At 72.3% G+C, this 24,427-nt stretch carries 23 protein-coding genes; 13 read left to right on the forward strand and 10 right to left on the reverse strand.

Going from position 1 to position 24,427, the window contains the following annotated elements; genetic code table 11:
• Window positions 1-38 precede the first annotated feature (38 nt).
• Window positions 39-602 carry a PASTA domain-containing protein gene (locus tag ABZ719_RS23480; protein ID WP_366727139.1) on the reverse strand — a complete coding sequence of 188 codons (564 nt, stop codon included), beginning with the start codon at window positions 600-602 and terminating at the stop codon, window positions 39-41.
• A 346-nt stretch (window positions 603-948) separates the two neighbouring features.
• On the opposite strand from ABZ719_RS23480, the gene ABZ719_RS23485 reads away from it, so the two are divergent.
• From ABZ719_RS23485 to ABZ719_RS23495, 3 genes are all read left to right on the forward strand, one after another.
• Window positions 949-1,701 (forward strand): BTAD domain-containing putative transcriptional regulator, encoded by a 753-nt coding sequence (locus tag ABZ719_RS23485; RefSeq protein ID WP_366727171.1) that lies wholly within the window; start codon window positions 949-951, stop codon window positions 1,699-1,701.
• 136 nt (window positions 1,702-1,837) lie between these two features.
• Window positions 1,838-3,394 carry an alpha/beta fold hydrolase gene (locus ABZ719_RS23490; protein WP_366727140.1) on the forward strand — a complete coding sequence of 519 codons (1,557 nt, stop codon included), beginning with the start codon at window positions 1,838-1,840 and terminating at the stop codon, window positions 3,392-3,394.
• 425 nt (window positions 3,395-3,819) lie between these two features.
• Window positions 3,820-5,043, forward strand: a complete 1,224-nt coding sequence (locus ABZ719_RS23495) for a hypothetical protein (RefSeq protein ID WP_366727141.1) — start codon at window positions 3,820-3,822, stop codon at window positions 5,041-5,043.
• Here ABZ719_RS23495 and ABZ719_RS23500 read toward each other — a convergent pair.
• Both ABZ719_RS23500 and ABZ719_RS23505 read right to left on the reverse strand, forming a co-directional pair.
• Window positions 5,027-6,838: an asparagine synthase-related protein gene (locus ABZ719_RS23500; protein WP_366727142.1), complete on the reverse strand. Its 1,812-nt coding sequence runs from the start codon at window positions 6,836-6,838 to the stop codon at window positions 5,027-5,029. The genes ABZ719_RS23495 and ABZ719_RS23500 overlap by 17 nt on opposite strands.
• A gap of 1 nt (window position 6,839) precedes the next feature.
• On the reverse strand, window positions 6,840-7,463 hold the full coding sequence (locus ABZ719_RS23505) for a lasso peptide biosynthesis B2 protein (protein WP_366727143.1): 624 nt from the start codon (window positions 7,461-7,463) through the stop codon (window positions 6,840-6,842).
• 723 nt (window positions 7,464-8,186) lie between these two features.
• On the opposite strand from ABZ719_RS23505, the gene ABZ719_RS23510 reads away from it, so the two are divergent.
• The gene (locus ABZ719_RS23510) at window positions 8,187-9,023 is read left to right on the forward strand and encodes a hypothetical protein (protein WP_366727144.1); all 837 of its coding nucleotides are present in this window, start codon (window positions 8,187-8,189) and stop codon (window positions 9,021-9,023) included.
• Window positions 9,024-9,312: 289 nt separating this feature from the next.
• Complete coding sequence (locus tag ABZ719_RS23515) at window positions 9,313-9,954, forward strand: hypothetical protein (protein ID WP_366727145.1); 642 nt, start codon at window positions 9,313-9,315, stop codon at window positions 9,952-9,954.
• 185 nt (window positions 9,955-10,139) lie between these two features.
• Here ABZ719_RS23515 and ABZ719_RS23520 read toward each other — a convergent pair whose 3' ends face one another.
• A complete protein-coding gene (locus ABZ719_RS23520; protein WP_366727146.1) occupies window positions 10,140-11,258 on the reverse strand; it encodes an SGNH/GDSL hydrolase family protein in 1,119 nt (372 codons plus the stop codon).
• A 486-nt stretch (window positions 11,259-11,744) separates the two neighbouring features.
• Between ABZ719_RS23520 and ABZ719_RS23525 the strand changes: the two genes are divergently transcribed.
• Complete coding sequence (locus ABZ719_RS23525) at window positions 11,745-12,059, forward strand: hypothetical protein (RefSeq protein ID WP_366727147.1); 315 nt, start codon at window positions 11,745-11,747, stop codon at window positions 12,057-12,059.
• 256 nt (window positions 12,060-12,315) lie between these two features.
• The gene (locus tag ABZ719_RS23530) at window positions 12,316-12,630 is read left to right on the forward strand and encodes a hypothetical protein (protein ID WP_366727148.1); all 315 of its coding nucleotides are present in this window, start codon (window positions 12,316-12,318) and stop codon (window positions 12,628-12,630) included.
• Between the two features lie 128 nt (window positions 12,631-12,758).
• Here ABZ719_RS23530 and ABZ719_RS23535 read toward each other — a convergent pair whose 3' ends face one another.
• Window positions 12,759-13,877, reverse strand: a complete 1,119-nt coding sequence (locus ABZ719_RS23535) for a mannose-6-phosphate isomerase (protein ID WP_366727149.1) — start codon at window positions 13,875-13,877, stop codon at window positions 12,759-12,761.
• Complete coding sequence (locus ABZ719_RS23540; RefSeq protein WP_366727150.1) at window positions 13,874-14,713, reverse strand: SDR family oxidoreductase; 840 nt, start codon at window positions 14,711-14,713, stop codon at window positions 13,874-13,876. The genes ABZ719_RS23535 and ABZ719_RS23540 overlap by 4 nt, the downstream gene beginning before the upstream one ends.
• A gap of 288 nt (window positions 14,714-15,001) precedes the next feature.
• Between ABZ719_RS23540 and ABZ719_RS23545 the strand changes: the two genes are divergently transcribed.
• Window positions 15,002-16,705, forward strand: coding sequence for a RecQ family ATP-dependent DNA helicase (locus tag ABZ719_RS23545; protein ID WP_366727151.1), 1,704 nt, complete (start codon window positions 15,002-15,004; stop codon window positions 16,703-16,705).
• Between the two features lie 263 nt (window positions 16,706-16,968).
• Window positions 16,969-17,277, forward strand: coding sequence for a hypothetical protein (locus ABZ719_RS23550; RefSeq protein ID WP_366727152.1), 309 nt, complete (start codon window positions 16,969-16,971; stop codon window positions 17,275-17,277).
• A 272-nt stretch (window positions 17,278-17,549) separates the two neighbouring features.
• Here ABZ719_RS23550 and ABZ719_RS23555 read toward each other — a convergent pair whose 3' ends face one another.
• On the reverse strand, window positions 17,550-18,092 hold the full coding sequence (locus ABZ719_RS23555; RefSeq protein ID WP_366727153.1) for a phenolic acid decarboxylase: 543 nt from the start codon (window positions 18,090-18,092) through the stop codon (window positions 17,550-17,552).
• A 133-nt stretch (window positions 18,093-18,225) separates the two neighbouring features.
• Between ABZ719_RS23555 and ABZ719_RS23560 the strand changes: the two genes are divergently transcribed.
• The 3 genes from ABZ719_RS23560 to ABZ719_RS23570 all read left to right on the forward strand — a co-directional run bounded on the left by ABZ719_RS23560 (window position 18,226) and on the right by ABZ719_RS23570 (window position 20,298).
• On the forward strand, window positions 18,226-18,738 hold the full coding sequence (locus ABZ719_RS23560) for a MarR family winged helix-turn-helix transcriptional regulator (RefSeq protein WP_366727154.1): 513 nt from the start codon (window positions 18,226-18,228) through the stop codon (window positions 18,736-18,738).
• Window positions 18,739-18,819: 81 nt separating this feature from the next.
• A complete protein-coding gene (locus tag ABZ719_RS23565; RefSeq protein WP_366727155.1) occupies window positions 18,820-18,978 on the forward strand; it encodes a hypothetical protein in 159 nt (52 codons plus the stop codon).
• Between the two features lie 255 nt (window positions 18,979-19,233).
• Window positions 19,234-20,298, forward strand: a complete 1,065-nt coding sequence (locus tag ABZ719_RS23570; RefSeq protein ID WP_366727156.1) for a YihY/virulence factor BrkB family protein — start codon at window positions 19,234-19,236, stop codon at window positions 20,296-20,298.
• A gap of 202 nt (window positions 20,299-20,500) precedes the next feature.
• On the opposite strand, the gene ABZ719_RS23575 is transcribed toward ABZ719_RS23570, so the two are convergent.
• Window positions 20,501-21,490, reverse strand: coding sequence for an aldo/keto reductase (locus ABZ719_RS23575; RefSeq protein ID WP_366727157.1), 990 nt, complete (start codon window positions 21,488-21,490; stop codon window positions 20,501-20,503).
• A gap of 595 nt (window positions 21,491-22,085) precedes the next feature.
• Between ABZ719_RS23575 and ABZ719_RS23580 the strand changes: the two genes are divergently transcribed.
• On the forward strand, window positions 22,086-22,607 hold the full coding sequence (locus ABZ719_RS23580; RefSeq protein ID WP_366727158.1) for a transglycosylase SLT domain-containing protein: 522 nt from the start codon (window positions 22,086-22,088) through the stop codon (window positions 22,605-22,607).
• A gap of 128 nt (window positions 22,608-22,735) precedes the next feature.
• Here the strand turns inward: ABZ719_RS23580 and ABZ719_RS23585 are convergent, their stop codons facing one another.
• Both ABZ719_RS23585 and ABZ719_RS23590 read right to left on the reverse strand, forming a co-directional pair.
• The gene (locus tag ABZ719_RS23585) at window positions 22,736-23,386 is read right to left on the reverse strand and encodes a GNAT family N-acetyltransferase (RefSeq protein ID WP_366727159.1); all 651 of its coding nucleotides are present in this window, start codon (window positions 23,384-23,386) and stop codon (window positions 22,736-22,738) included.
• Between the two features lie 379 nt (window positions 23,387-23,765).
• Window positions 23,766-24,299, reverse strand: coding sequence for a shikimate kinase (locus ABZ719_RS23590; RefSeq protein WP_366727160.1), 534 nt, complete (start codon window positions 24,297-24,299; stop codon window positions 23,766-23,768).
• Window positions 24,300-24,427: the final 128 nt, after the last annotated feature.

Raw genomic sequence — 24,427 nt, forward strand, 5'->3', positions numbered from 1 at the left:
GAGGAGGCGTGACGAGGGAGTCACTGACGAGGGAGCAGTCACTGAGGCGGGAAGGTCACCTTCACCGGGGTTCCTCTGGGCACCGCCGTGCCCTTCGGCGGGTCCTGACGGGATATGGCGGCCGGCGCCGCCGAGGGCCCGGATCCCGGCGCCAGTTCCAGCCTGAGCGTGGTCGTGCCCAGTCTGGCCGCAGCCTCGTCCATGGTGCAGTGGACCAGGTCGGGGACGGTCTCCTGGCCGCCGAACGCGGCGCTGAGCACGTCCCTGCGGGCATCGGCGGCGACCTTGCCCGAGAAGTAGAAGGCGACCGTCGACCCGACGGCCGCGGCGAGTGCCCCGATCAGTGTGCTCCGCAGGTTGGTGTCACGGACCGCGAAGGCCACCGCGCAGAACGCCACGAGGCCGGTGACGAGTGCCAGGGCGATCCAGCTGCGGACGATGCTGCTGTCCGAGGACGCCGAACGGCTCGGGACGAAGCGCCTGGCGGCGACCAGGACGACCCCGATGGCCACGATCGCGACCAGGAGGATCACCAGGAGCACTTGGACGTGCCCCCAGGAGATTTCCGCCGGAACGTTCGTCTGAGGCTGGAGAACTCCCATGGTGCGCGCCCCTCGCTGGTCACCGTCCCCCTGCCGCGTCCTGTGGTCACGGCACGCGCGGGCGCGGCCGCCGGCCGGCGTCGAGCCGGCCCCACCGCCCTCCCCGACTTCGAGTCTCGCCCCCGCTCCGCGCGGGAGGCAAACGCGCCGGTTCCTCCTCGACCGGTGCGCGGACCCGGCGAGTTGAGGTGTCCGCCCCGCCCCCCGGTGACGCCCGCCCCCGGCCTGGCGGCGATCCCGCGGTGCTGTGCAGCGCGGTTGCACGGCCCCGTGGCACCGACCCAGACTGGTGAGGAGAGGCTTCGCCTTCACGGGGCGCGCTCGACCGGACCAGGGTGAGCGGACGATCAAGGTGGTTTCCCCTTCTGAACTGCGGTTGCTCGGCCAGTTCCGGCTGGAACGCGACGCCGGGCCCGTCGAACTGTGCCGCAACGGGCAGCGTCTGCTGGCCTTCGTCGTCCTGCGGCGGAGCGTGCCGCGTACGGTCCTCGCCGGGACGCTGTGGCCCGAGGTCACCGAGGAACGGGCCAGGGGCAGCCTGCGCACCACCCTGTGGAAACTGCCGCGCGGTGACCAGCCGCTGATCAGGTGCTCCGGCGACGCGCTCGTGGCCGCCCCTGGCCTGCACGTCGATGTGCACGCTTTCACCGAGACGGCGCTCAGTGTCGTCCAGGGCTGTGGTCCGCCGCTCGTCACGGGGCGAGCGCCGTGCCGGCTCCCGCGGGAACTTCTCGGCGGAGACGACCTGCTGCCGGGCTGGGACGAGGAGTGGGTACTGCTGGAGCGCGAACGCCTGCGGCAGTTGCGCCTGCACGCCCTCGACGCACTGGCCGAGGCGCTCGTCCGCGAGGGCAGACCGGCCCTCGCGCTGGAGGCGGCGTGGGAGAGCCTGCGCGCCGAGCCGTTGCGGGAGAGCGCGCACCGGGCCGCCGTCTCCGCGCACCTGGCGGAGGGCAACGTCGGCGAGGCGGTCCACCACTACCGCTCGTTCCGGCGGTTGCTGCGCGCGGAACTGGGCGTCGAACCCTCTGCCCGGTTCACCCGGCTGCTCGCCCGTGGCGGGGTGACGGTCCCCCCGACGGGGGTGACACCGCGGTGACGCCGGGGTGACGGCAGGTCCGTAGACTCGACGAACCGCAACGGGAGGCTGAGGAACCCCCACTCGGCCGGCATCGTCGTCGGCCCCGCGGACGCTCGCTCCCGGAGAGCGCTGGACGGTGACCCGGGAGGACCGCATGGCACCGACGCAGAAGCTGCCGATCGTCTACGTCCGGGGATACGCGGGCGGCACCGCCGGCATCGACAAGGCGGTCACGGACCCCTTCTACGGCTTCAACCTGGGCTCCACACACATCCGTATCGGACCGGACGACGAACCCTGCTTCTACCAGTTCGAGAGCCCCCTGCTGCGCCTGCACCTGGACGAGGGCTACCACATCCTGGTCGACGGCGGCCAGGAGCTCTACCTCGCCACCCATGACACGATCCCGCCGGACAGCATCTGGATCCACCGCTTCTACGACACCGCCGCGACCACCTGGGACGGCACCCCGCACGAGTTCCGGATGGAGACGGCCGCGCAGGATCTGCACCGGCTGATCGAGACGGTCAGGGAGAAGTCGGGGGCACCCCGCGTCCACCTGGTGGCCCACTCCATGGGGGGCCTGGTGTGCCGTTGCCTCATCCAGAAGATCCTCCCCGATCTCGGTCTCGACCCGGCCGACCACGTCGACAAGCTCTTCACGTACGGAACGCCGCACGGCGGCATCGCCTTCGACGTCGGCTTCGGCGTGCTGGAGAAGCTGCGCGACCTCACCGGAGTCAACGGCGCGGACGTCTTCGGCCCGGAACGGATGTACGCGTACCTGACCCCGGCGAAGCTGACCGACCCCGGCGGCCCTCCGCAGGGGTGGGACAGCCGCGCGATGCCGGACGACGGGCCGTCCGCCTTCCCCCATGCCCGCGTCTTCTGCCTGGTCGGCACCGACCCGGCCGACTACGACGTCGCCCACGGCCTCTCGGCCGCCACCGTGGGGCCCCGCAGCGACGGGCTGGTGCAGACCGACGACGCCCGCGTCCCCGGCGCCCACGAGGCGTACGTGCACCGCAGTCACAGCGGAAGCTACGGCCTCGTCAACTCCGAGGAGGGCTACCAGAACCTGCGCCGCTTCCTGTTCGGGGACCGCCGGGTGGAGGCCGAACTCGTCGGCGTCCACCTGGCCCGGCCGGCCGGCACGGTCTGGCAGGCCGAGGTCCGGCTGTCGGTGCGGGGCCTGCAGATCGTCACGCACGAACGCACCACCGCCCACTGGTGCCCCATCCAGCTCGGCGACGGCGCGCAGGACACCGCCGGCGCGTCACCGCGGGCCGGCACGGAGGCCGGCGAGGCGGACGGGACGACCGTCCCGCTGGTGAGCACCTTCCTGTGCAGCGGTCTCAGGGCGGCCGACTCCTGCGCCCTGCGCTACGCCCTGCATCTGCGGCTCCTGTCGCTGCACCGGTGCGAGGGGGTGCTGAGCTTCCGGGACCACCTGGAACAGTCCGCCGACTTCGACGACACCCTGGTCATCGACGTCGGCGCCGACCCGGCCTGCGACGTGCCCGCGCTCTCGGCCACCTGGAACTCCGCCATCCAGGGTCCGATCAGCGACTACCGGCCCGCAGGCCGTGTCCTCGGCGACGAGAACCCCGCCCCCGGCGTCTGGGTGAGCCACATCGCGCTGCCCGCCACCGCCGCCCCCATCCTCGGCGAGGACGCGCGGATCCGGCTCACCGTGACTCCCTGGGGCTGAGGCGACCGGCGTGGGCCCGTCGCCGGGGCGGCCGGAGTTCCGGGTGATTCCCATGGACACGAGCGAGGCACGGCCCGTCCGCCCGCCACCCGCGGGCGCGGTCCCGTCCGCGGGAGAGCGGAAGCAGGGCCACCGAAGCACCGCGCGTGCCTCCGGACGTGGGAATTCCCGGCGACGCGGCGCGGCCGTCGACGGCCGCGCCGCAAAGGTGGTGTGCTGGTCACCGAGCAAGATCGTCCGGCCGGGCACGCACTCGGCGCCGACCGCCGGCCCGAGCCGGTCCTCAGCCGCCGGCACGGCCCTGACACCACGGCCCGCCGGTGGCCCCAGGAGGTGATCAAGTGAGGACTTCCCCCAGGCATCAGCCCCGCTCGCACCTGAAAGTGCGGCGGCCCCCACCGAGAACACCCCGGTCCCGCGTGGCGATGGCGGTGAGCCTTCTGGTCCTCCTCGCGACGACACTGGTCATGGGGTGGTTCGGCCTCGAGGACTTCGTCCACGCCCTGACCTTCCCCGGGCGTATCACGGGCGCCGTCCTCATCGCGGTCGCCTTCACCACGTTCCTGAGCGCCGCCGCCGTCGTGGACCACTGGTGGTGGCGCAGTTTCCCCTACTCCGGGATGGTCGCGCTGATCGGCGCGTTCGCCGCCCTGCTGACCAACGCCCTGCTCGTGATCGAGACGGCCAGGGGCGACTCCGCGGTCTACCTCGCGCTGTTCACCGCGCTCACGGCGGGCTCGGCATGGGCCGTCTTCGCGGTGTGGCGGACAGCGGTCACGATCCCCGCTCCCAAGCGGGTGGCCGCGGCGCTCGTCGTCTCCTCGGCCCTCGCCGTCGCCAATTTCGGCTACCAGAACCTCTATCAGCCCTACCAGCGTGAGACCAGGCCGCTCATCGGACTGTCCCTGGGAAATCCTGTGCTGAGTCAGAACCGGAAGGAATTCGCCATCCCCGTCGACATCACCCTGGAGAACCACGGTGACGTCGGCTTCTACGTGCTCGGCACGGAATTCCACGCCATGGGGGAACGGGTGCCCCTGAGCGCGAAGGACCGGCTCCGCCGGCAATGGCGGACCGACGCGGAGCAGTGGAGCAAATCCCAGGAAGTGAATCCGCTCTCCCGCAGGGAGATCCATCAGCCCGGCGAGCTGGTCGAGGCCCGGCCCTGGATGCCCTACGGGCAGTGGATCGAGTCGAGCGACACGTTCGCCACCCGGGTGGTGGTGCAACTGCCCATCGACACCCCGTACGACCAGCTGGCGTTCTACGCCACCGCGAGCCTGGCCCGCAAGGACCGGCTCGCTCTGGAGCCGCCGCTCGAGTTCAAGGCGTACTCCTGGAACGGGAAGGGGGTCCCCGCCTGGGTGAAGCAGCAGCAGAAGCAGGGCCTGGACTCCATCATCTACCGCGCCAGGGTGCACGAGAACAACGCGATCGACGAGCGCACCCGCGACCCCCGGTACGTGACCGTCTACTGGAGGTTCGGCACGCACGGCGCGAACGTGGCGACGAACGTCGCACGCAGGAGTGATGAGGAGCGCATCCCCACCGGAGCGGAGCAGCGCGAGCTGGTGAGCCGCTACGGCCTCGTCGACGTCCTCACGGGCCCGATGGAACGGTCCCTGTGGGACATCAAGAGCCGGCGTTGACGGGCCGGGCCTCGCCGAAGCCGCCGGTGCGCCCTTCCAGACGCTCCAGCCAGGCCACCAGCGCCAGCGAACTGTTCACCCGGTCCCAGGAGTGCGCGTCCCCGAGTCCGAACCGGGCCTCCCGCACCGCCCGGCACAGCAACGGGACGTCGAACATCTCCGCGACCAGCGGATGCCGGGCGGAGCGGCACAGGTCGATGAGCGCGTCGCCATGGGTCCGCAGACCGCGGGCGTAGAGACCGTCGAAGGGGACCTTGGCCGTCCTTCTGCTGATCCGGGCCGGCAGCAGATCCGCCATCGCCTCGCGCAGCACCGCCTTCGGACGGCCGGGAACGAAGACGTCTTCGGTGGGGAGGCGGCGCATCGTCGCGATGACCTCCGGGTCGAGGAAGGGGTGCGAGAGGAAGAACCCGTCCTCCCGCGCGCGCTGCCAGGACAGCAGGTCCGGAGCGGCGAGGTAGTTGGCCGCTTCGTAGAGCGACCGTTCCGGCCTGCGCCCGTACACGAAGCGGCTCTCCGCGACGCTGGCCTCCCGGTAGCCGTGCGCCCGCGCGAACGCGGCTCGCAGCCAGGGGGGACGGTTGAAGGAGCCCAGGCCGCCGAGCACGGTTCCGCCGCTCACGAGGGCCCCCGCCCGTTCGGCGGCCAGCGGAAGGGACGGCCGTACGACGTAGGCGTGGACGGTCTCCCGCAGCCCCCGCTCGCCGCCCTCGGCCCAGGCGCGTGCCTGCCTGGCCAGCTCCCGCAACTGCCCCGTGCGGGCGAGCCGGTGCAGGTGGAACGGGTTGGCGTCCACGACCGGGTCGGCGCCGCAACCGGTCAGGACCGTGTCACAGCCCAGTTCGGCGGCGGCGGCGTGGAGCCTGGCCCAGAACGGGGCGCGGAAGGCGTGCGCATGGGGTTCGTCCGCGTCTCCCGCGTGGTGCCCGAAGTCGTCGAAGTCGGCGACGCCGTCGGCGTCGACGATCACCGGGCGGGCCGCGGGGGCGAGACGGCGGATCCCCTCCACCGCCGCGTCGAGGTACGGCTGCTCCCCGGCCAGCTCTCCCTCCGCGAAACGTCCGGCGAGCAGCAAGAGGTTGCCGGTACCGTCCCCGGCCAGCACCTGTGCCGTGAGCAACGCCACGCTGGTGGAGTCGAGGCCGCCGGAGACATGGCATGCCGTCATGGTGCCCAGGCGGCGCCGGACGGCCTCCTCCAGCACCCGGCGCAGCTCCTTCGCCGCCCCCTGGCGGCGGGACCCGTCGGCCGCCGGCACGGGCGGGTCGGGGGCCCGGCGGACGTGTCGTGGCCCCCGGCCGCGCATCCGCCCGGTGACCGAGAGCTCCAGCACCTCACCGCCGAGGACACGGTGGACCCCCGCGAAGGGGGTGAGGTCCGCGTGCGGTTGCGCCATGTTGCCGGTGAGATACCGGCAGAAGTAGCGGGGTTCGAGCGCCGAGCCGCTCCCCAGCGCGCGGACCGAGGTGCTCACGGCGCTCACGCGGCCACCCGACTCGCGGAAGAACAGCGGGACGCGTGCCTGCTCGTCCCGGGTCACGAGGACGCGGTCGCGGTACACCAGTACGGCCGCGTAGTCGCCCGCCGGCAGCGGCGCGGGGGTTCCCCGCCGGCCCAGGGCGTCCAGGAGACGGCGGGCGCCCGCCACCCGGTCCCGCGCCGCACCGACGAAGCCGACGACGGCCGCGGTGCCCTCCGGCGAGGAGACCGTCGTCACGAGCCCCTCACGCTCCATCCCCGCGGCGGTCCGGAGCTTCGGCTCCCCGCCGCCCCACTCGAGGCGGAGCGCGTCCATGTCACGCTCCTCCGCGGCCGATCGACAGCACGGGGGTGAACGCGTGCCCGCGCGGGTCGGCGTCCGGGATGCACACACCGGCCGAGGAGACCCAGGCGTGCAGGGCGAAGGGGTGTTCGCGTACCCCCACGTGCAGGACGGCCTCCCAGCCGCGCCGCCGGAGCAGCACGAAGGCCGTCACGGCCTCGGACTTGCAGTCACCGTCGACCAGGCAGCTCCTGCGGCTGTGCGACTGCACCGCTCGTTTCAGCCGTCCCACCTGCTCCGCCGTGGGACTGTCCGTGCGGGCGTAGTCCGGGGCGATCACCGACAGCAGCCGGAGCACTCGTCCGAACCCCATGGTCCGGATCAGCAGGTGGGCACCGTGCAGCCAGAGCCGGACGCCGGCGTCCGTGTGATCCCGCCGGCGCCCCGTGGCGCAGCCGGCCCGGACGAGGCCGGTGACGACTTCGGCGCGTTCCTGAGCGTCTCCCTCGGTCAGCACGCGCATGTCCGCCGGTGTCATCCCGAGGAAACGTGTCCGCTTCCAGTCCGCGATCAGCGCTCCACCGGACAGCCGGGTCACACGGCAGTGCGGTGCCAGGATCTTCGCCAGGGCTGCCAGGGCATCGGCCTCGTCCGCCACCGCGCCTCCTCCCGGGTCCGGTGGGGAACGGTGTCAGGACTGGTATCCGTGACCGTCGTAGAAGCCGCCGCTGAAGCCCCGGATCAAACGGCCGGTACCGAGAAGAACGAGGCGACGAGGCGTACGGATCCGCAGCAATCGGAGAAACATGGTCTACCTCCGAAATAGGGCAGGATCTGCCAACTCCAGGCTACCGGGCCCCGAATGCTCCGCAACCGGGCCGAACGTCCGCCCCGTGCGCCCGCGTGACCGCACGCCCGGGTGTCCGGGTGCCGGACGGCGACGCCGCTCTTTCATGCTCTGCCTCCGCCACCTGTTCACGACCGTCACCTCCGGCACGGACCCGCACGCTCGGTCCCCTGGGCGCGGCGGCAGCGGCACCGGCCGGCCTGGACGCCCGGTCCGCCGAGGACGCCGCCGTCAGGCGCCTCACCACCGGCTTCCTCCGCTCATGCACGAGCCACCGCGGCCTGCCCCGGCCAGATCTGCGCGAGCCGCACCGAGAGCCCCGCACCACTCGGCCGACACCGCCGCATCGCCTGTACGACGCGTCGGAAGGGGTGTCGGGAGCCGGGCGCCTCTTTTGTCCGCAGCTCTCAAGGGCGAGGCCGGTGTCCGGCGGCCGGGCCGGCCCCGTGCCGTGCCGCCACGCGTGGCGGACGTCCGCGGGGCCGGGGGAGGGGCCATGATGGGGACACGGAAGCGGTGCGAGGAGCGTGCGATGTGGGCGGGTCGGGCTCTGGCGGTGCGGCGCACGGCAAGTCCCGGTTCGACGACGTGTACGTCCAGCCGGACCCCCGTGCCTACTTCACCCGGCTGGCTCCGCTCGACTACGAGATCCCGCACCACGCCCAGCCGGTGTTCCGGCGACTGGCCGCGGAGCGGGCGGCGCACGGTGACGGGCGGCCCGGCGGCCCGGTGGTGCTGGACCTGTGCTGTTCCTACGGCATCAACGCCGCCCTGCTCAATCACGAGGTGACGCTCGCGGAGCTGTACGAGCGGTACACGTCCGACACCGCTCGGCGGATGACGCCGACTCAACTAGCGGCATGGGACCGGAAGTTCTACGCCGAGCGGCGACGGCCGGACGCGATCGCGGTGTACGGCCTGGACATCGCCGGCCCGGCGGTGCGCTATGCCCAGGAAGCCGGTCTGCTGGAAGCCGGTTTCACCGACGACCTGGAACGGGTGCCGCCCGGGCCGGCCCTGCGCGACGCCCTGGACGAGGTCGGCCTGATCACGCTGACGGGCGGCGGCAGCTACATCACCGAGCGGACGTTCGCCGCGCTGCTGGACGGAATCAGGCGTCCCGTGTGGGTGAGCGCGTTCGTGCTGCGGACCGTCTCGTACGAGCCCGTCGTGCGGACGCTGGCCGCACACGGACTGCACACCACGGTGGACGGGGCCAGGACCTACCCGCAACGGCGGTTCACGGACGAACGGGAGCGGCAGCACGCGATCGAGGCCGTGCGGGCCCTCGGCGGTGACCCGTCGGGGCGGGAGGAGGAGGGCCGCTACCACAGCGTGCTCTACACCTCCCGTCCCCGACCGGTGCCGTAGCCGGCGTCCCTGAGCCTGCCGGCGGCTTCGTCGACCGGCGGCGGGCGGGCGGGACGGGCGGCGCGGTCGCGGCCGGGGCCGGGGACCGGGGCGCGCCCGGCCGGTTGCGCGCCGGCGGTACCCGCCGCGCCGCTGCGACCGCGGAGGCGGGCGGGACGGAAGACGCCGACGCCCACCGGATGCAGGAGCCCAGCCTTGTTGTCAGTGGCCTGCGGCATCATGCGGGGCATGGCATGTGACGGCCTGCCCGACAAGGGCTCGCGGGCCGTCCTCGACGAAGGGGTGCCCTGTGCGCAGGCCGGTCACGAGCGAGGAAGGGGCCGCCGAGGAGCGGCGACTGCACCACGAGAAGTGGGTATGGGGCGGACGGCTGCCGAGCGAGTCGCTGCGACGGCTCCGCGGGAGCAACGTCCTCGGTCTCCTCTCCTTCGACAGCGACCTGGTGCACACCCTCGACGCCGTGGGACCCGAGACGCAGCGGACGGTGTCCTTGCTGGCCGCGCGGCGGGCCTGCGAGGAAGCGGGCCTGACCGATGTGCTGTGGGTCGCCCGGGCGCTCACTGCTCTGACGGAGGGACGTCCGCTTCCGCCGCCGTTCGACGACAGGGCCCGGATGTGGGAGACCCTGCGCGCCGACCTCCCCGTACAGGGGCGGCCGGTGCTCCGGGCGATCCCTCCCGAGCGAGCGCCGTACTGCCCCCCGGACATGGGGAACGACGGCGTCGTGGTGGTGCAGCCCTCCATCACGCCCTGCGTCGGCGGAGAGACCTCACCACCGCACTTCGCTCTCCCCGCCGTGCTCGCCGCCGCCGACACCGCCCCGCTCAGGGCCGCCCTGGACGCGGTGTGGCATGCGCTGCACACCTACGGCGAGCACTGTCCGAGGCTGCTGCGGGAGATCTGGTCGGCTTGCGTCGAACACGTGGGGTAGGCCCTGGCCGGTCCCGGTCCCGGTCCCGGTCCCGGTCCCGGGCGCGGGACATGGACGCCACCGTGCCCGGGCGGGGTTGCGGCGTCGGTGGCCACCGGCGGTTCTCGCCGGACGTTCTCCACCGGTGCCGGTCGGTGCGTAGGGCCGCCGTGCGGCTCACGTCCGGGTGGGTCGGGGGCGGGCGGTCAGCGGCCTGCCCGGGCCGGGAAGGCGGTCGTGGCGAGGATCCTGGCCGTCTCCTCGTGGCCCTTGGTGTTGGGGTGGCCCGATGCCCACAAGGGTTCCCGGCCGTCGCCGTCGATGGCCTGGTTCAGGTAGGCGAGTCCTTCAGGGGAGAACGGGTTCGCGGGCCGCTCGTACGGTGAGCCGTCCTGGTGGGTCATGGGCACGTCGGCGAGGACGCGGTGGATCCACCGCTGGTCCCTGGCCTGACAGGCGTCGTGTCCCTGGAAGACGCGGGCCAGGTCGGCGAAGGCGGCGCCGCCCTCCCGTGCCGCACGGCGCAGGACGGTGTTGAGCTCGGCGAGCCGCTGCGCGAAGAACTCCTGGTCGGGAACCGAGACCGGTCCGAAACCCTGCGCCCGGCCGGGGTACACGTCCACCGTGAACGGACAGTGCCGGGGGGCCCGTCCCAAGGGGAGGACCAGCGGGTAGCCGAGCACGACCACCCGGGCGTCGGGAGCCTTGCGGCGGATGGCCCTGAGCGCCTTCACGGCCCTGTTCCTCGTTCTCACGAGGTCGATCCGGTAGCCGTCCCTGTGCTCCTCGACCCGCTTCTCGCAGAGCGCCGCCCTGGGGTCGTTCCGCTGCGCGACACCGTCCTTGAGGCAGTTCTTCATCGCTTCGGTGATGCCGCTGTCGTTGCCGCCCAACTGGAACGTCACGTACTGGGTGCGGCTGTCGACCGCGCCGAGCATCGGCGGATTGTCCTGCGCGTAGGGGAGGCTGCGATAGAAGCCGCCTCCCTGGCCCGCGGACTCGTTCTCCTCGCCGATCCGGCCGCCGCTGCAGGTGACGTCGGTGAGTGCCCAGCCGTTCCCCGCGGCCAGCAGGTGCGCGTAGTCGCCCGTGGAGCGCCTGCAGTCCGTGCCGCCGGGGGAGGCGCTGTCCTTCGGCGCCAGACCGGCGCCGGAGGCGAAGGAATCGCCCACCGCCACGTACTCGTTCGGCGCCGCCTCATGCTGACCGGCCGCGGCGCGCGCGGACACGGCTCCGGTGGTGGCGGCGGGCAGGGCCATGGCAGCGGCGAGGGTCGCTTTCGCGGCCAGGCCGGCGAGTCCGCGTCGGCGCGGGGGGTGGTGCATGCGGTCTTCCTCTCAGGCAGGGCGCGGCCCGTGTTCTGCACTCGGTGCCGCGCGGATCGGCGGGCGCGCTGATGCTGTGAAGCCTTTCCGTACGCATCGGGGCGCCCGCGGCAGGCGCCGACCGCTCGGTCACGTCCTGCCCGGCCGACTGGCCCCGACGCCCAGTGTTATCACTGTGTGCGCATAATTGAACGCTTTTAGTTACTGGCGAGGTGGCGGGGGCGCGCTCGTTCCGCCGGATCCGGGTGTGTCGAAGTGTCAGCTCCTCACGGGTCGGCGGGAGCTCGCCGGCTGATCGCGGAAACAGAACGAGAACAGCACCGGCAAGCCGCCGCACGCCCCTGCGGAGCAGGACGGCACTCTGATGTGCGGATCGTCGGCCGCGCGGCCAGGTCGACAGCGGGAGATCCCCACGTGCCACCCCGTGATCATCACAGACTGTGATCTACTTCGGGACATGGCGCCGACGAACGAGATGCCGAGGACATGATCAGCCACTGCTGCGAGGCGATGAACAGCCGGGCCAACATGTGCTGCGACCGGCACGCCGACCTCTTCGCATGTCCGGACGCGCTGATCGAGTTCAGTGCCAGATTTCAGGAGTACGGGCTGATCGTCCACGACGGTGGTACATCAAGTATCACCATCGACTTCTGCCCCTGGTGTGGACGGCGTCTCCCCGCATCACAGCGCGACCGGTGGTTCGACGAACTGGAAGCCCGTGGGATCGACCCCTGGCAGGACGATGTCCCTCCTGAGTTCCAGGACGACCGCTGGCTCGCTGTCCTGCCTCGAAACTGACGAACCACACGACCGCTCGAGCCACTTCCGATAACGCCATGGAGGTCGGTGCGGTCCGGAACGCGAAGGCCGTTCGCCGAGGAGTCCGGCGCCGTGAGGCGCAGGCGGGCGGCGGTGTCCTCGATGTCTCGCCGACGGCGAACGTGACGCGGTGGGTGCCCAGGGTGCTCCCCGGCCGGTTGCGTGGCCGGGGGCTGATCACGGTGCGGCCGCGGTAATTCCCCTGGGAGGACCGATGGAGAAGAGAGTTCGCGTCATGGCTGACTACGGATGCCATCCCTTGTGGCTCTTCGGGGAAGACCTGGGTGACGCAGATCCGCGAGACACCCGATTCGGCCTTTCCGGCGAGCTGGCCGATCGGCTGGATGCGTGGGCCCGGACGTACGAGGGGATCCTGGTGTTCGACGATCCGGTCCGATCTGGCTTCCCGTCACCCGAAGCAAAGTCCCGATGGGTGGACGAGGGACACGTGATTGCCACTGACTTGGCTGCCGAACTGGGAGCCGATTGGACGGTTCACTACTTCGACTGTCTCCGGGGAAGGGTGTCGGACATCCAGCTGGCGAAGTGAGGCACTGGGACGAAGTCCGCACCCCGTAGCCGTCGGCCCTCGCACGGGGAGAGTCTCATCGTCCAGGCGTGCCGCCGAGCGGCGCGTACGGGGACGCGTCGCCACGCACGCCCCTGGCTCACCGTTCGTCACGTCTTGCGACGCGCAGCTCCCGCCCCCCGGGTTCCGGGAGCCGTGCCCGGCCCCAGGGAGTCGATGAGAGGGAGGGGGTGGCCGGCGGCCTGGAGCGGGGCCCGGACGTCTCGGTCGAGGTCGGGCAGGTAGCCGAACAGGACGTCGGCCGGACCGCCGATCTCGACCTTTGCGCACGCGGCGGGCAGCAGGAGCGTCTCGGCCCGGCCGAGTTCGCCGCTCCACGTGCCCGTCCGCACCCGGACCGGGGCACCGACGTTGGAGAGGATCTGCGCGGTGGCGAAGGAGTGGCGCAACGGCTCCGCGGTCCCGGCGCGCCAGCGTTCGAGGGCGAAGTACGGGCCGGCGCAGAGGAAGACCCGTTCCACCCCATCCCCGACGGCGATGCTCAGTCCGGGCGTGAAGTCCGGCCGTGTCTCCAGGTCGACCTCCTGCATCAGCATGTCGAGGTGGGAGTGGAAGTCCGCGTCGTCCACCGGGGAGCCGTCCTCCATGTTCCAGCGCATCGCGTGCTGCTGGATGTCGGACGTCTGCTCTATCTCGTAGACGAGGGTGTCCGGTCCGAAACTGTGCGGGGTGCCGCCGGGTACGTACAGCGTCTCCCCCGCGCGCACGGGCAGGCGCCGCAGGACGGAGTCGAACTCCTGCGCCTCCAGCGCGGCGCGCAGCCGCTCGCCCGTCACACCGGCCTTGACACCGCACAGGGCGGTCGCGCCCGGAGCGGCGTCCAGGATGTGCCACGCCTCGGTCTTGCCGTTGGGGCTGCCCTCCAGCCGCCGGGCCGCCTCGTCGTCGGCGTGCAGATGGACGGGCAGGGAACCGGTGGCGTCGAGGAACTTGGTCAGCAGCGGGAAGCGGGAGCCGGACCACCCCGGGCCCATGAGTTCCCCGGGGTGATCGGCGACCACACGGCGCAGGGACCGGCCGGCCGGCGGCCCGTCGGTCACGACGCTGCCGGAGCCGTCGACGTCGCTGCACTCCCAGGTCTCCGCGATGCTCCAGTCCGGCAGTCCCGTCTTGCCCAGGCGGCGGGCGATGGCGTGCCCGCCGAACACCAGCGGCCTCGCCGTGACGGAGAGCCGGAGCGGGTACGCGAGCGTCCGGCCGGTGTTCACAGGATCGGCTGTCCGCCGGTGACCGCGATCCGGGCCCCGGAGACGTAGCTCGCCTCGTCCGAGGCGAGCAGTACGTAGACCGGCGCCAGTTCGGCCGGCTGGCCCGGCCGGCCCAGGGGCACCTGCGATCCGAAGCTCTCCACCTGCTCCGGCGGCATGGTCGCCGGGATGAGCGGTGTCCAGATGGGTCCGGGGGCGACGCTGTTGGCGCGGATGCCCTTGGAAGCCAGCATCTGGGCGAGCGAGCCGACCATGTTCGCGATGCCCGCCTTGGTGACGTCGTAGGGCAGGAGCTGCGGGGGCGGACTGTCGGAGTTGACCGACGTGCTGCCGATGATCGACGCTCCCGGGGGCATGTGCGGGACGGCGGCCTTGGTCAGGTGGAAGAAGGCGCTGAGGTTGATCGCCAGCGTGCGGTCCCACTCCTCGTCGGGGATGTCCTCGATGGAGTCGCGGGTCATCTGGAACGCGGCGTTGTTCACCAGCACGTCGATCCGGCCGAACTCCTCCACGGCCTTGCCGACGACCGACCGGCAGTGCGCCGGGTCGGCCACGTCCCCGGGAACCAGGACGCACCGGCGGCCGGCTTCCCGCACCCACCGCTCCGTCTCCCGCGCGTCCTCGTGCTCGTCGAGGTAGGAGACCAGCACGTCCGCGCCCTCACGGGCGTAGGCGATCGCCACCGCACGGCCGATCCCGCTGTCCCCGCCCGTGATGACCGCGGCCTTGCCCGCCAGCCGTCCGGATCCCCGGTAACTCTCCTCACCGTGATCGGGCCGCGGTGTCATTTCGGCGGTGTCGCCCGGCGGGACCTGTTGCTGACGAGGCTGGGACATGGGCAGCTCCCTGAGATCGTTCGAACGCGCGCGGCCCGTTGCCTGGGGGACCGGCGCCCGGGGGTGATGCGAGGCGGCGGGTACCCCGTCGCGCCCGTGTCCACCCCGGCGCACTCGCTCGCACCCGTCTCGGCCCGCTCGCCGCTTCCGGCCCGGCCCCGCGGAGCGCGGGCGGCAGCGTCGCCGATCCCGTGCCGCGGTGTGTCCGCCGGCCGGGCGGGTACCCAGGCGGGGCCGTGGGCGCGCTCCTTCCCGCACGTCCGCGCGAGGAGTGAGGGAGAGTGGGTCATGACACGCCAGGGGCCGCCGGAGGCCGAGGACAGGGCCGGGCGCCTGCGCGAAACCGCCTCGGACGTGTTCGGCTGGGACACGCTCCTGCCCGAACAGCTCACGGCCATGGAATGGGTGCTGGAGGGCCGGGACGTCCTCGTGGTCATGCCGACCGGCTCCGGCAAGTCGGCCGTCTACCAGGTCCCCGCTCTGCTGCTCGACGGACCGGTCGTGGTGGTCTCACCGCTGCTGGCGCTCCAGCGGGACCAGATCGCCGGTCTGCCGGACGACTCCCGCGTCCCCGGCGCGGTCGCCGTCAACTCGGACCTCGACGCGGCCACGACGGAGGCCGCCTGGCAGGCCGTGGGTCGGGGGGAAGCCCGTTACCTGTACCTTGCGCCGGAACAGCTGGCCAAGGACGAGGTGACCGAGCGGCTCGCCGAGGCACGTCCCTGCCTGTTCGTGGTGGACGAGGCCCAGTGTGTGTCCTCCTGGGGGCACGATTTCCGCCCCGACTACCTGCGCCTGGCCCAGGCCGTACGACGGGTGGGCCGGCCACCGGTCCTGGCGCTGACGGCGACCGCCGCTCCACCCGTGCGCAGGGAGATCACCGAGCGGCTGGGCATGCACCGCCCGCGTCTGATGATCACCGGGTTCGACCGGCCGAACATCCGGCTGGAGGCCTGCCGCTTCCAGAGCGAGGACGACCGGCGCCGGGCCGTGGTCGAGCGGGCCGCCGCCGAGCCCAAGCCCGGCATCGTGTACGCGGCGGCCCGCAAGGACTGCGAGTACTACGCACGCGAACTGGGGTCGCTGGGGCTGGCGGCCGAGGCCTACCACGCCGGGCTGCGCGCCCGCGAGCGCGCCCGGATCCACGACGCCTTCCTGTCCGGCGCGGCCGACGTCGTGGTGGCGACCTCGGCGTTCGGGATGGGCATCGACAAGGAGGACGTCCGCTTCGTCCTGCACGCCTCACTGCCGGGATCCCTTGATGCCTACTACCAGGAGATCGGCCGCTGCGGCAGGGACGGCCGCCCCGCACTCGCCGTGCTCCACCACCGGCCGCAGGACACCGGGATGCAGACCTACTTCGCCGGCCGCGCTCCGAGCCGCGGCACCGTCCAGGACGTGGCCGAGGCCGTTCACCACCACCGGGGGGAGCCCGCCGGCCTGGACGGACTGCGTGAGGAGACAGGCCTGTCCAGGAACCGGGTGACCGCGGCGGTGAACCTGCTGGAGGAGGCGGACGCCGTCGCGACGGGGGACGACGGCCAGGTGCGGCCGGTTCCCGGCGTGTCGGCCGGTCGAGCGGCCGAACAGGCGACTCGGGCGGCGCAGGCGCACCGCCGCACCGACCGGTCGCGGGTCGACATGGCCCGGGCGTTCGCCGAGACCACCGGTTGCAGGCGCCGCTTCCTGCTCGGTTACTTCGGCGAGGAGTACGTGCCGCCGTGCGGGAACTGCGACAGATGCGACGAGGACCGCTCCGAGAACGCGGCGACGGAACCGGCCGCCCATCCCGACGCGGCTTCGTACCCCGTCGGGAGCGAGGTACGGCACCGGCAGTGGGGCGAGGGAACGGTGCTGAGCCAGGACCGGGACCGCATCACCGTCCTGTTCGACCAGGCCGGATACCACACGCTGTCCCTGGCGGCGCTGGCCGAACAGCAGGGGCTGCTGACGGTGGCGCGCCGGCCGGGGGACCAGGGGACGGCGCCGTGACGCGCGGCGCGGCGAGAAACGGAGCCCCCTCGGCCGTGCCGCGAGGCGGTCCGGGCACGGCGGTCGGGGGAACGCGCGACAGGACGCGGCCCGAGTACGACGGGAGGGTCCCGAGTATGACGGGAGGGTGTGGGATGACCTCGGCAGTGGGAGAGCGGCGTGAGGGCCGCGGCAGCAGGGGAGCGGCAGGATGACCTCTTCCGAACACCCCCGCGGCATCAGGACGGAGGCCGCGGCCGGCTGACCGCCGGGCCGCACGTGCCATGGTTCGCACGAAGCAGTACGCCGTCGCCGCCTGCGGACAGTGGACCGAGGAAGAGGAGGGCCGCCGCCGGCTGCCGGCCGGCGAGGTCCACGCCTGGGAACCGGGTCGCAACGAGACGGTGTGCGGCCTCTCGCTCAGCCGTTCCCGGCTGACCCGCTTCCCGCACATCACCTGGACCGACACGTTCCCGGCATCGGGCGGTGCGGCCGACCGGGTACGGCGCGTCTGTCCGCGGTGCGCCTCCGTCGCCGGGCGCCGCGGCGGCGACGCGCGCCCCAGGTGGCAGCGCACCCGCCCCCGGCCGTGACCGGGGGCCGTCCGCCGCCTCCGGCCCTCCCGGGGTCCGTCTGGCCGCGGGCGGGAGCCCGTCCGCACCGGCGCGGGTCGCCTGCCCTGGAACGACCGCCACAGAGTCCCGTCCCGGCACGGGCGAGGAACCGGTGTCCGGGCGGCCGGGGACGCACGACGACGGTGGGGTGTCCCCGCCGACGTGGACGCCGCCACACACCGCGGAACTCGCCGTCCACGCCCCGCGGGCCGGTAACGGCGAGGGGCGGGGCGTCGCGGGGCGCCCGCCCGTCAGTTCGCGCGGTCGGCGAAGCCCTCGGGCAGTTCCTCCGGGCCCACCGCGACGACGCTCTCGTCGTTCTCCCCCACGTACTCGAACAGGGTGATGCGCGCGAACTCGGGGACGACGTAGATCGGATAGGTCGGGCCGGCGTCCCGGTAGGCGCGCATCTCGTCCAGGTGCTCGTTCTGGAAGAGGACGGTCCTGCTGCCGTCCTGCTCGATCCACTGCGGGAAGAATATGGTGCCGTGCAGGACCCGCCGACGGGGCAGCACGTTGACGACCACGGAAGTGCCGGTCGGCTCGTTCCAGGAGACCTTGTAGACGTCGTCGCCGAGCTGGACCAGGTCGACCTGCTGGTCCTTCACCCAGCGGCCGCCGACCATGCCGGAGTGGATGCGGTAGTCGATGGTGGTGGCGTTCTTCACGTACATCTCGTACTGCCAGCCGTTGGCGTACGTGTAGATGAACCGGTGCCCGACGACGCCGGACAGGTCCTGCGGCGGGACGGGGTTCTCGACGGTGGTCGTAGGGGTCATGTGTGCAGTGGTCATGGTGGTGCTCCTCGTAGTGCTCGGCGGCGGCCGTCCGGTGTCCGGTTCACACCGGTGGCGCACTGCCTAGAAACTATTTTGACACAAAAATGTGCGGGAGCAAAAGCCCCTGGTGACGGTCCACAATGAGGGCATGCGCGACAGGGAGAGCACAGGGGACGGGGAGTTCGGCGGAGAGGCCGCGCGGGTGGCGGTCGCGCTCGGGGGACTGCTGGGGCCGTTGCGACGTGCGGTCCTGCGCGCCACCCGCAGTGCCGAGGGGCTGCCGGACCTGCCGGAGGCGCAGATCGAACTGCTGCGGGCGTTGTCCTCGTCACCGGAGGGCCTCAGTCCCGGCGCGGTGGCCGCGCGGTTGCGAGTGGCTCCCTCCACGGTGAGCAACCTGGTCCGGACGATGTCCGCCGCGCGGCTGGTCGAGCGTGTCAGGCCCGAGCACGACCAGCGGAGCGTGGTGCTCACCGCGTCGCGGGAATCCCTGGACCTTCTGGAGCGCTACGACCGGGCCAGCACGGCGGCGCTGACCCGGGTCGTCGAGGAGCTGCCCGACGTCGACCGCCTGGCCCTGAACGGGGCGCTGCCCGCCCTCGACCGACTGGTGGCCGCGCTGCAAGCGGCCCACGGCGCAGGCAACGGCACGACCGCATAGCGCCCGGGGTGCGCGGCGAGGGCGGCGGGTCCCGCCGGGCTCCTGACGTTCGTCGAGGAGTGTGGAGGTCCGGTCGCGGCGGTGGTGGTGGACAGCACCCCGCGCACCGGGCCGGCACCGCACGTCCTCGCCGCCTCGGACTCGGAGGGCTTCGCGGCCGTGGGCGTCGTCGCAACCCTCGTGCTCACCTACGACGTCGTACAGGGAGTCCAGCCCGGCGCGAAAGCGCCGGAGGACTGAGCCGCCGGGCCCCCGTGCGGCTCTTCCCCGACGCGCCCCTCACAGAGGACGCCTCCTCCACTCTGCTGTGGGCCACGGGACGCATCGACAGCCCCGAACGAACCCGTTCTGAGAACTGGCGCTGGTACGGTGCCCGCCGCCCGTCCCGGTGACCCGGCTCCCGGCCTCCCGGACGCCGGCGACGCCGGACGCTGCGCGCAGGGGCCGCCGGCCCGGGGTGGCGTAGTCGGGACCGTGAGGGGTTACTCGGCAGGTATGGCGAAGCTGCATCTTCCAGGGCGGAAAGCGCCCCACGACAGCGACGATCCGTCGGCCCACCAGGTGCCGGCGCCCGAGGAGGCCGGGCCGGGGCCCGAGGTGGAGCGCCGGGCACCGGACACGCCGACCGAACTGCCCAAGCGGGCCTGGGGCCGGGTGCTCAAGGGGGCGCTGCGGGAATTCAAGGACGATGAGCTGACCGACCGCGCGGCAGCCCTGACGTACTACGCGGTGCTGTCCCTGTTCCCGGCGCTGCTCGTGCTCGTGTCCCTGCTGGGCATCACCGGCAGGTCCACGACCGACGCGGTCCTGGCCAACGTCAGAAAACTCGCTCCCGGCTCGGCCCGGGACATCATCACCCGGGCCGTGGAGCAACTGCAGAGCAGCGCCGGCGTCGGCTCCGTCATGGCCGTCGTCGGCATCGTGCTGGCGGTGTGGTCGGCCTCCGGCTACGTGGCGGCGTTCATCCGCGCCGCGAACGCCGTCTACGACATGCCGGAGGGCCGCCCGGTGTGGAAGATCGTTCCCGTGCGGCTGGGCGTCACCGTCGTGCTGATGGTGCTGGCGGTGGCCAGTGCGCTGATCGTGGTGTTCACCGGCGGTCTCGCCCGCCGCGCCGGTGCCGCCCTGGGCATCGGTGACATGGCGCTGACGGTGTGGACGATCGCCAAGTGGCCCGTCCTGGTGGTTCTGGTCACCGCCATGATCGCGATCCTGTACTGGGCGAGCCCGAACGCGAAGGTGAAGGGGTTCCGGTGGATCACTCCGGGTAGTTTCCTCGCCCTGGTGATCTGGATGATCGCCTCGGCCGGGTTCGCGTTCTACGTGGCGAACTTCGCCTCCTACAACAAGACGTACGGCACCATGGCCGGGGTCATCGTGTTCCTCGTCTGGCTGTGGATCACCAACCTGGCCATCCTCCTGGGCCTGGAGTTCGACGCCGAGACCGTACGCCAGCGATCCATCGCGGGCGGCCTGCCACCGGACACCGAGCCCTACACCCAGCCCCGTGACACCCGTAAGTGGGACGAGGACGACCGGCGCCGCCTGGGCGAGCGCTGACCTGCCCGATGATCTCGGGTATGGGGCTGGAGGATTTACAGGCCCTCCTCTTCAAGGGACCTGTGGCTTCAAGGGACCTGTGGCAGAACGGCGTGATCCGCCGGCGCGCCCCGGCGCTGGCAGCGACCACCAGCGCCGGACCCACGGGCGGTCGCCGCTCCCCACGGCGCTCCCGGATGACGGCTCCGCCCCGGGCGACGGCCTAGCGGTTGACCGACCGCATCCCCGCCTCGTCGTACCGTTCACCGGCCGCCTGCGGCAGCTCCGCGTCGATGCGGTGCAGGTCCTCCGCGGTCAGCTCGATGCCGACCGCGGCGGCGTTCTGCTCCAGGTAGCCGCGGCGCTTGGTGCCCGGGATCGGCACCAGATCCTCGCCCTGCGCCAGCACCCAGGCGATAGCGAGCTGGGCAGGCGTGACGCCCTTCTCGGCCGCGATCTCCTTGACCTTCGCCGCCAGCCGCAGGTTCGCCTCCAGGTTGGCGTCCGTGAAGCGCGGGTGGCGCCGGCGGAAGTCGTTCTCGTCCAGTTCGTCCGGGGAGCTGAAGCGGCCCGCGAGGAAGCCGCGTCCGAGCGGCGAGTACGGCACGAACCCGATGCCCAGCTCCCGGCAGGCCGGCAGCACCTCGGCCTCCACGTCGCGCGTCCACAGCGAGTACTCGCTCTGCACGGCGGTGACGGGGTGCACGGCGTGGGCCCGGCGGATCGTCGCCGCGCTCGCCTCGCTCAGCCCGATGTGCCGCACCTTGCCCTCGGCGACCAGCTCGCCCAGCGCGCCGACCGTCTCCTCGATGGGCACGTTCGGGTCGACCCTGTGCTGGTAGTACAGGTCGATGTGGTCGGTGCCCAGGCGTTCCAGCGAGCCGTGGACCGAGCTGCGCACATGCTCGGCGGAGCCGTCCTGACGGCCGATGCTGCTCATGTCGCCCGGTACGGCGTCGTCCATCCGGTAGTTGAACTTGGTCGCGATGACGTACTCGTCGCGGTGCCCCCTGATCGCCTCGCCGACCAGGGACTCGTTGGTGAGCGGACCGTACATCTGGGCGGTGTCGATGAAGGTGATGCCGAGTTCGAGGGCCCGCCGGACGGTCGCGATGCCCTCCTCCCGGTCGGTGGTGCCGTAGAAGGCGGACATCCCCATGCAACCGAGCCCGATGGCCGATACCTGGAGGTCCCGCAGACTGCGCTCCCGCATGAAGGTCCTTTCCCGCACTCTCGTTCGTCGTCCGTCCGGCGCGAGGGCCTTCTTCCGGCCGGCGGCCGGCCCCGCCCCCCGCATCCTGCGCCAGGCACGTCGCTCCGCCGCCCCGGCACGCCGGACGTCTGCGACGGTACGAGCTGAAGCGCGCTCGAAGTCAAATCACGCCTCGCGGTGCCTTCCCGGAGGCGAAACCCAGGTCCGGGTACACGGCCTCGGCCGACACCGCGTTCTGGTGCTTCACGGTCGACCCCGGGCGGCGCCGGAAGGGGTTCAGGAGCAGGAGAGCGTGACGCCGGCCATGCGAGGGGGATCACATCCTAAAGAGGGTCGTACATGTGGAAGCCCCCTAAAAGGGCATTTTTGTCTCTAAATGGCTCTCTAGAGCATTTTCTCCGTAGGTGCGTAGTAGGTCACATCATTGCGTCCCGGGCCGGCCGCCGCTAACCATGGTTGTCGTCGCTGCGAGCCGGACGCCCGGACGCCGGTGACTCCCTGTGGGGCCTGCTGCGTGATCGCGGCTGCCCCGACGCCGCCGCGAGCACGACAGCGGCCGGCAGTGATGCTGCCCCCTACGGAAGGTTTCCTCCGCATGACCATGACCACCCGCACCGCCCGCCTGCGCTCCCTCGGTCTCACCGGCCTCGCCACGACCGGCGTCGCGGCCGTCGCCCTGACCCTGATGCCGACCGGCGCGCAGGCCGCCGACATGACGACGCGGGTGCCCGCCGCCGGCGCGGCCAAGGCCTCCACCCACACCAGCCACTCCGCCGACCGGCAGAAGGCCGGCGGCGGCAGCAATCTCGACGGCTGGATCACCGAGTCCTTGAAGGTCATGAAAGCCAAGGGAATCCCGGGCAGCTACGAGGGCCTCAAGCGCAACATCATGCGTGAGTCCGGCGGCAACCCCAACGCCCAGAACAACTGGGACGTGAACGCCAAGAACGGTGTCCCGTCCAAGGGCCTGCTCCAGGTCATCGACCCCACCTTCAACGCCTACCACGTCGCCGGTACCCCGCAGAGCATCACCGACCCGGTGGCGAACATCACCGCGGCCGCCAACTACGCCGCCCACCGCTACGGTTCCATCGACAACGTCAACTCCGCCTACTGACCGGGCCGTCCGCCCAGGGCGTCTGCTCACGGTCCGGACGTGGACGGACCTGGCCGGTCCGACGGGCAGCGGTCCGGGATTCGTCCGCACCGGACGGACCGCACCGGACGGACCGCCCCGCCCACGTCCTACGACGCGGTGTCCGCCTCCCGTGTGCCGATCGGCCGGGTCGTACGGCCGAGGTAGGTGAGCGGTCCGGGATCGCCGACCGGCAGGACCGAGAAGCCGAGCCGGTCGTAGAAGGCGCGGGCGGCGGTGTTGGCGGTCAGCATCCCGAGATGGACCCGCTCCACACCGCCTTCGGCCAGGGCGGCCAGGAAGGTGTCCATCAACTCCCGCCCGTATCCAGCCCGTTGGTGGCTCGGGAGCAGGTCGATGTGCAGGTGGGCCGGATGGTCGGCGATCTCGGGCACGAGCATCCGCTCGGGAGTGTGCATCAGGTGCAGCATCATCTCGGTGGGGGTGCTCGCCTCGCCGGCCGGGGCGGGATAGCGGTCGGCCAGCCGGGGCAGCCACTCGTCCCGGAAACGCCGTACGAAGGTGGGGGTGTCCGCCGTGCCGAGGACGTACCCCACCGCGCGGTCGCCGTCGTCCACCACGAACGCCAGCTCAGGCTCCAGCTCGGCGTAGGGCGCGGCGAAGATGTTGGGCAGCAGGTCGAGGTCCGGGTGGACGTGCCGGGAGTCGCCCCCGTTCTCGGCCGTCCGCACGCAGATGTCGAAGAGGGCGTCGCGGTCGCTGGGACGGTAGGGCCGGATGAGTGCGCGAGACGTAGCCATGGGGGACATGCTGCACCGCGCGGGAGCGCTCCCACAACGTGCTCCGGTGAAAGCTTCCAGCGCGCCGTCGTTCCCCGGGCGCGCAGGCCGGGCGGAGACCCGGCCTGCGGGGGCGAGCGGAAGGTCACCCTGCCGGTCCCAGGCCGGGACCGGGCACGCCGCCAGTGACCGGCGACCTGCCGGACGTCAGGTCACGCGCGTTCGCCGGGTACGCGAGGGAACGCCTGCGCAGGCCGGCCGAGGGAGCCCACCGCCTCGGAGGCGAGCCGACGCTCAGGGCCGGGGTCGCGCGCACCGCGCACCGCGCAGGCGAGGCCCGGACTCCCCGCGCGAACCCGCCACCACGCAAGCCGGCCGCCTCCCACGGCGGACGGGGGGCTCACGGTTCCGGGAGGGCGGAACTCCGCCGCGGCAGGGTCTCCAGGACGGCCGCCACCACCTGCGCGGGCGTGCGGCCGTCGGTCGGCACGTGGCAGGCCGCCACCTCCTCGTACAGGGGGCGTCGGGCCCGGGCCAGTGCGGCCCAGCGCCCTGCCGCGTCGCCCGCCAGCAGGGGGCGCGTCCCCTCGTCCGCGAGGCGCCGTACGGCCTCCGTCCCGGCCATGGTCAGCCAGACCACGTGCCGTCCGGCCAGCAGCGACCGGGTGTCCTGCTCCAGGACCGCGCCGCCGCCGAGCGAGAGGACGCCGTCGTGCTCGGCCAGCGCCACCCGCACGGCTTCCTTCTCCAGCGCCCGGAACCCCGCCTCGCCGTGCTCACCGAACAGCTCCGCGACGCTTTGCCCCTGATCGGTGACGAGATCGTCGTCGGTGTCCCGGTGCGCCACCCCCAGCCGCTCGGCGAGCAGGCGGCCCACCGTGGACTTGCCCACGCCCATCGGCCCCACCAGCACCACCCGCGGCCCCGTGGCCACCGGCCGCGGCACTGCCCGCAGGTGCGGCTGCGGCACTGCCCGTGGCCGCGGCGCCGTCCGTGACTCCGGCCGCGGCCGCTCGCCGTCGTGCCGGGTGCCCGCCGTCAAAGACCCCCCTTCGTCGTACG

The organism is Streptomyces sp. NPDC006743, assembly GCF_040703815.1.
Classification (GTDB): Bacteria; Actinomycetota; Actinomycetes; order Streptomycetales; family Streptomycetaceae; genus Streptomyces.

Coding starts and splice junctions, on each gene's coding strand:
- ABZ719_RS23480 (WP_366727139.1), bottom strand. CDS start 602: ATGGGAGTTCTCCAGCCTCAGACGAACGTTCCGGCGGAAATCTCCTGG.
- ABZ719_RS23490 (WP_366727140.1), top strand. CDS start 1,838: ATGGCACCGACGCAGAAGCTGCCGATCGTCTACGTCCGGGGATACGCG.
- ABZ719_RS23495 (WP_366727141.1), top strand. CDS start 3,820: ATGGCGGTGAGCCTTCTGGTCCTCCTCGCGACGACACTGGTCATGGGG.
- ABZ719_RS23500 (WP_366727142.1), bottom strand. CDS start 6,838: ATGGACGCGCTCCGCCTCGAGTGGGGCGGCGGGGAGCCGAAGCTCCGG.
- ABZ719_RS23520 (WP_366727146.1), bottom strand. CDS start 11,258: ATGCACCACCCCCCGCGCCGACGCGGACTCGCCGGCCTGGCCGCGAAA.
- ABZ719_RS23525 (WP_366727147.1), top strand. CDS start 11,745: ATGATCAGCCACTGCTGCGAGGCGATGAACAGCCGGGCCAACATGTGC.
- ABZ719_RS23530 (WP_366727148.1), top strand. CDS start 12,316: ATGGCTGACTACGGATGCCATCCCTTGTGGCTCTTCGGGGAAGACCTG.
- ABZ719_RS23540 (WP_366727150.1), bottom strand. CDS start 14,713: ATGTCCCAGCCTCGTCAGCAACAGGTCCCGCCGGGCGACACCGCCGAA.
- ABZ719_RS23545 (WP_366727151.1), top strand. CDS start 15,002: ATGACACGCCAGGGGCCGCCGGAGGCCGAGGACAGGGCCGGGCGCCTG.
- ABZ719_RS23550 (WP_366727152.1), top strand. CDS start 16,969: ATGGTTCGCACGAAGCAGTACGCCGTCGCCGCCTGCGGACAGTGGACC.
- ABZ719_RS23555 (WP_366727153.1), bottom strand. CDS start 18,092: ATGACCACTGCACACATGACCCCTACGACCACCGTCGAGAACCCCGTC.
- ABZ719_RS23560 (WP_366727154.1), top strand. CDS start 18,226: ATGCGCGACAGGGAGAGCACAGGGGACGGGGAGTTCGGCGGAGAGGCC.
- ABZ719_RS23570 (WP_366727156.1), top strand. CDS start 19,234: ATGGCGAAGCTGCATCTTCCAGGGCGGAAAGCGCCCCACGACAGCGAC.
- ABZ719_RS23575 (WP_366727157.1), bottom strand. CDS start 21,490: ATGCGGGAGCGCAGTCTGCGGGACCTCCAGGTATCGGCCATCGGGCTC.
- ABZ719_RS23580 (WP_366727158.1), top strand. CDS start 22,086: ATGACCATGACCACCCGCACCGCCCGCCTGCGCTCCCTCGGTCTCACC.
- ABZ719_RS23585 (WP_366727159.1), bottom strand. CDS start 23,386: ATGGCTACGTCTCGCGCACTCATCCGGCCCTACCGTCCCAGCGACCGC.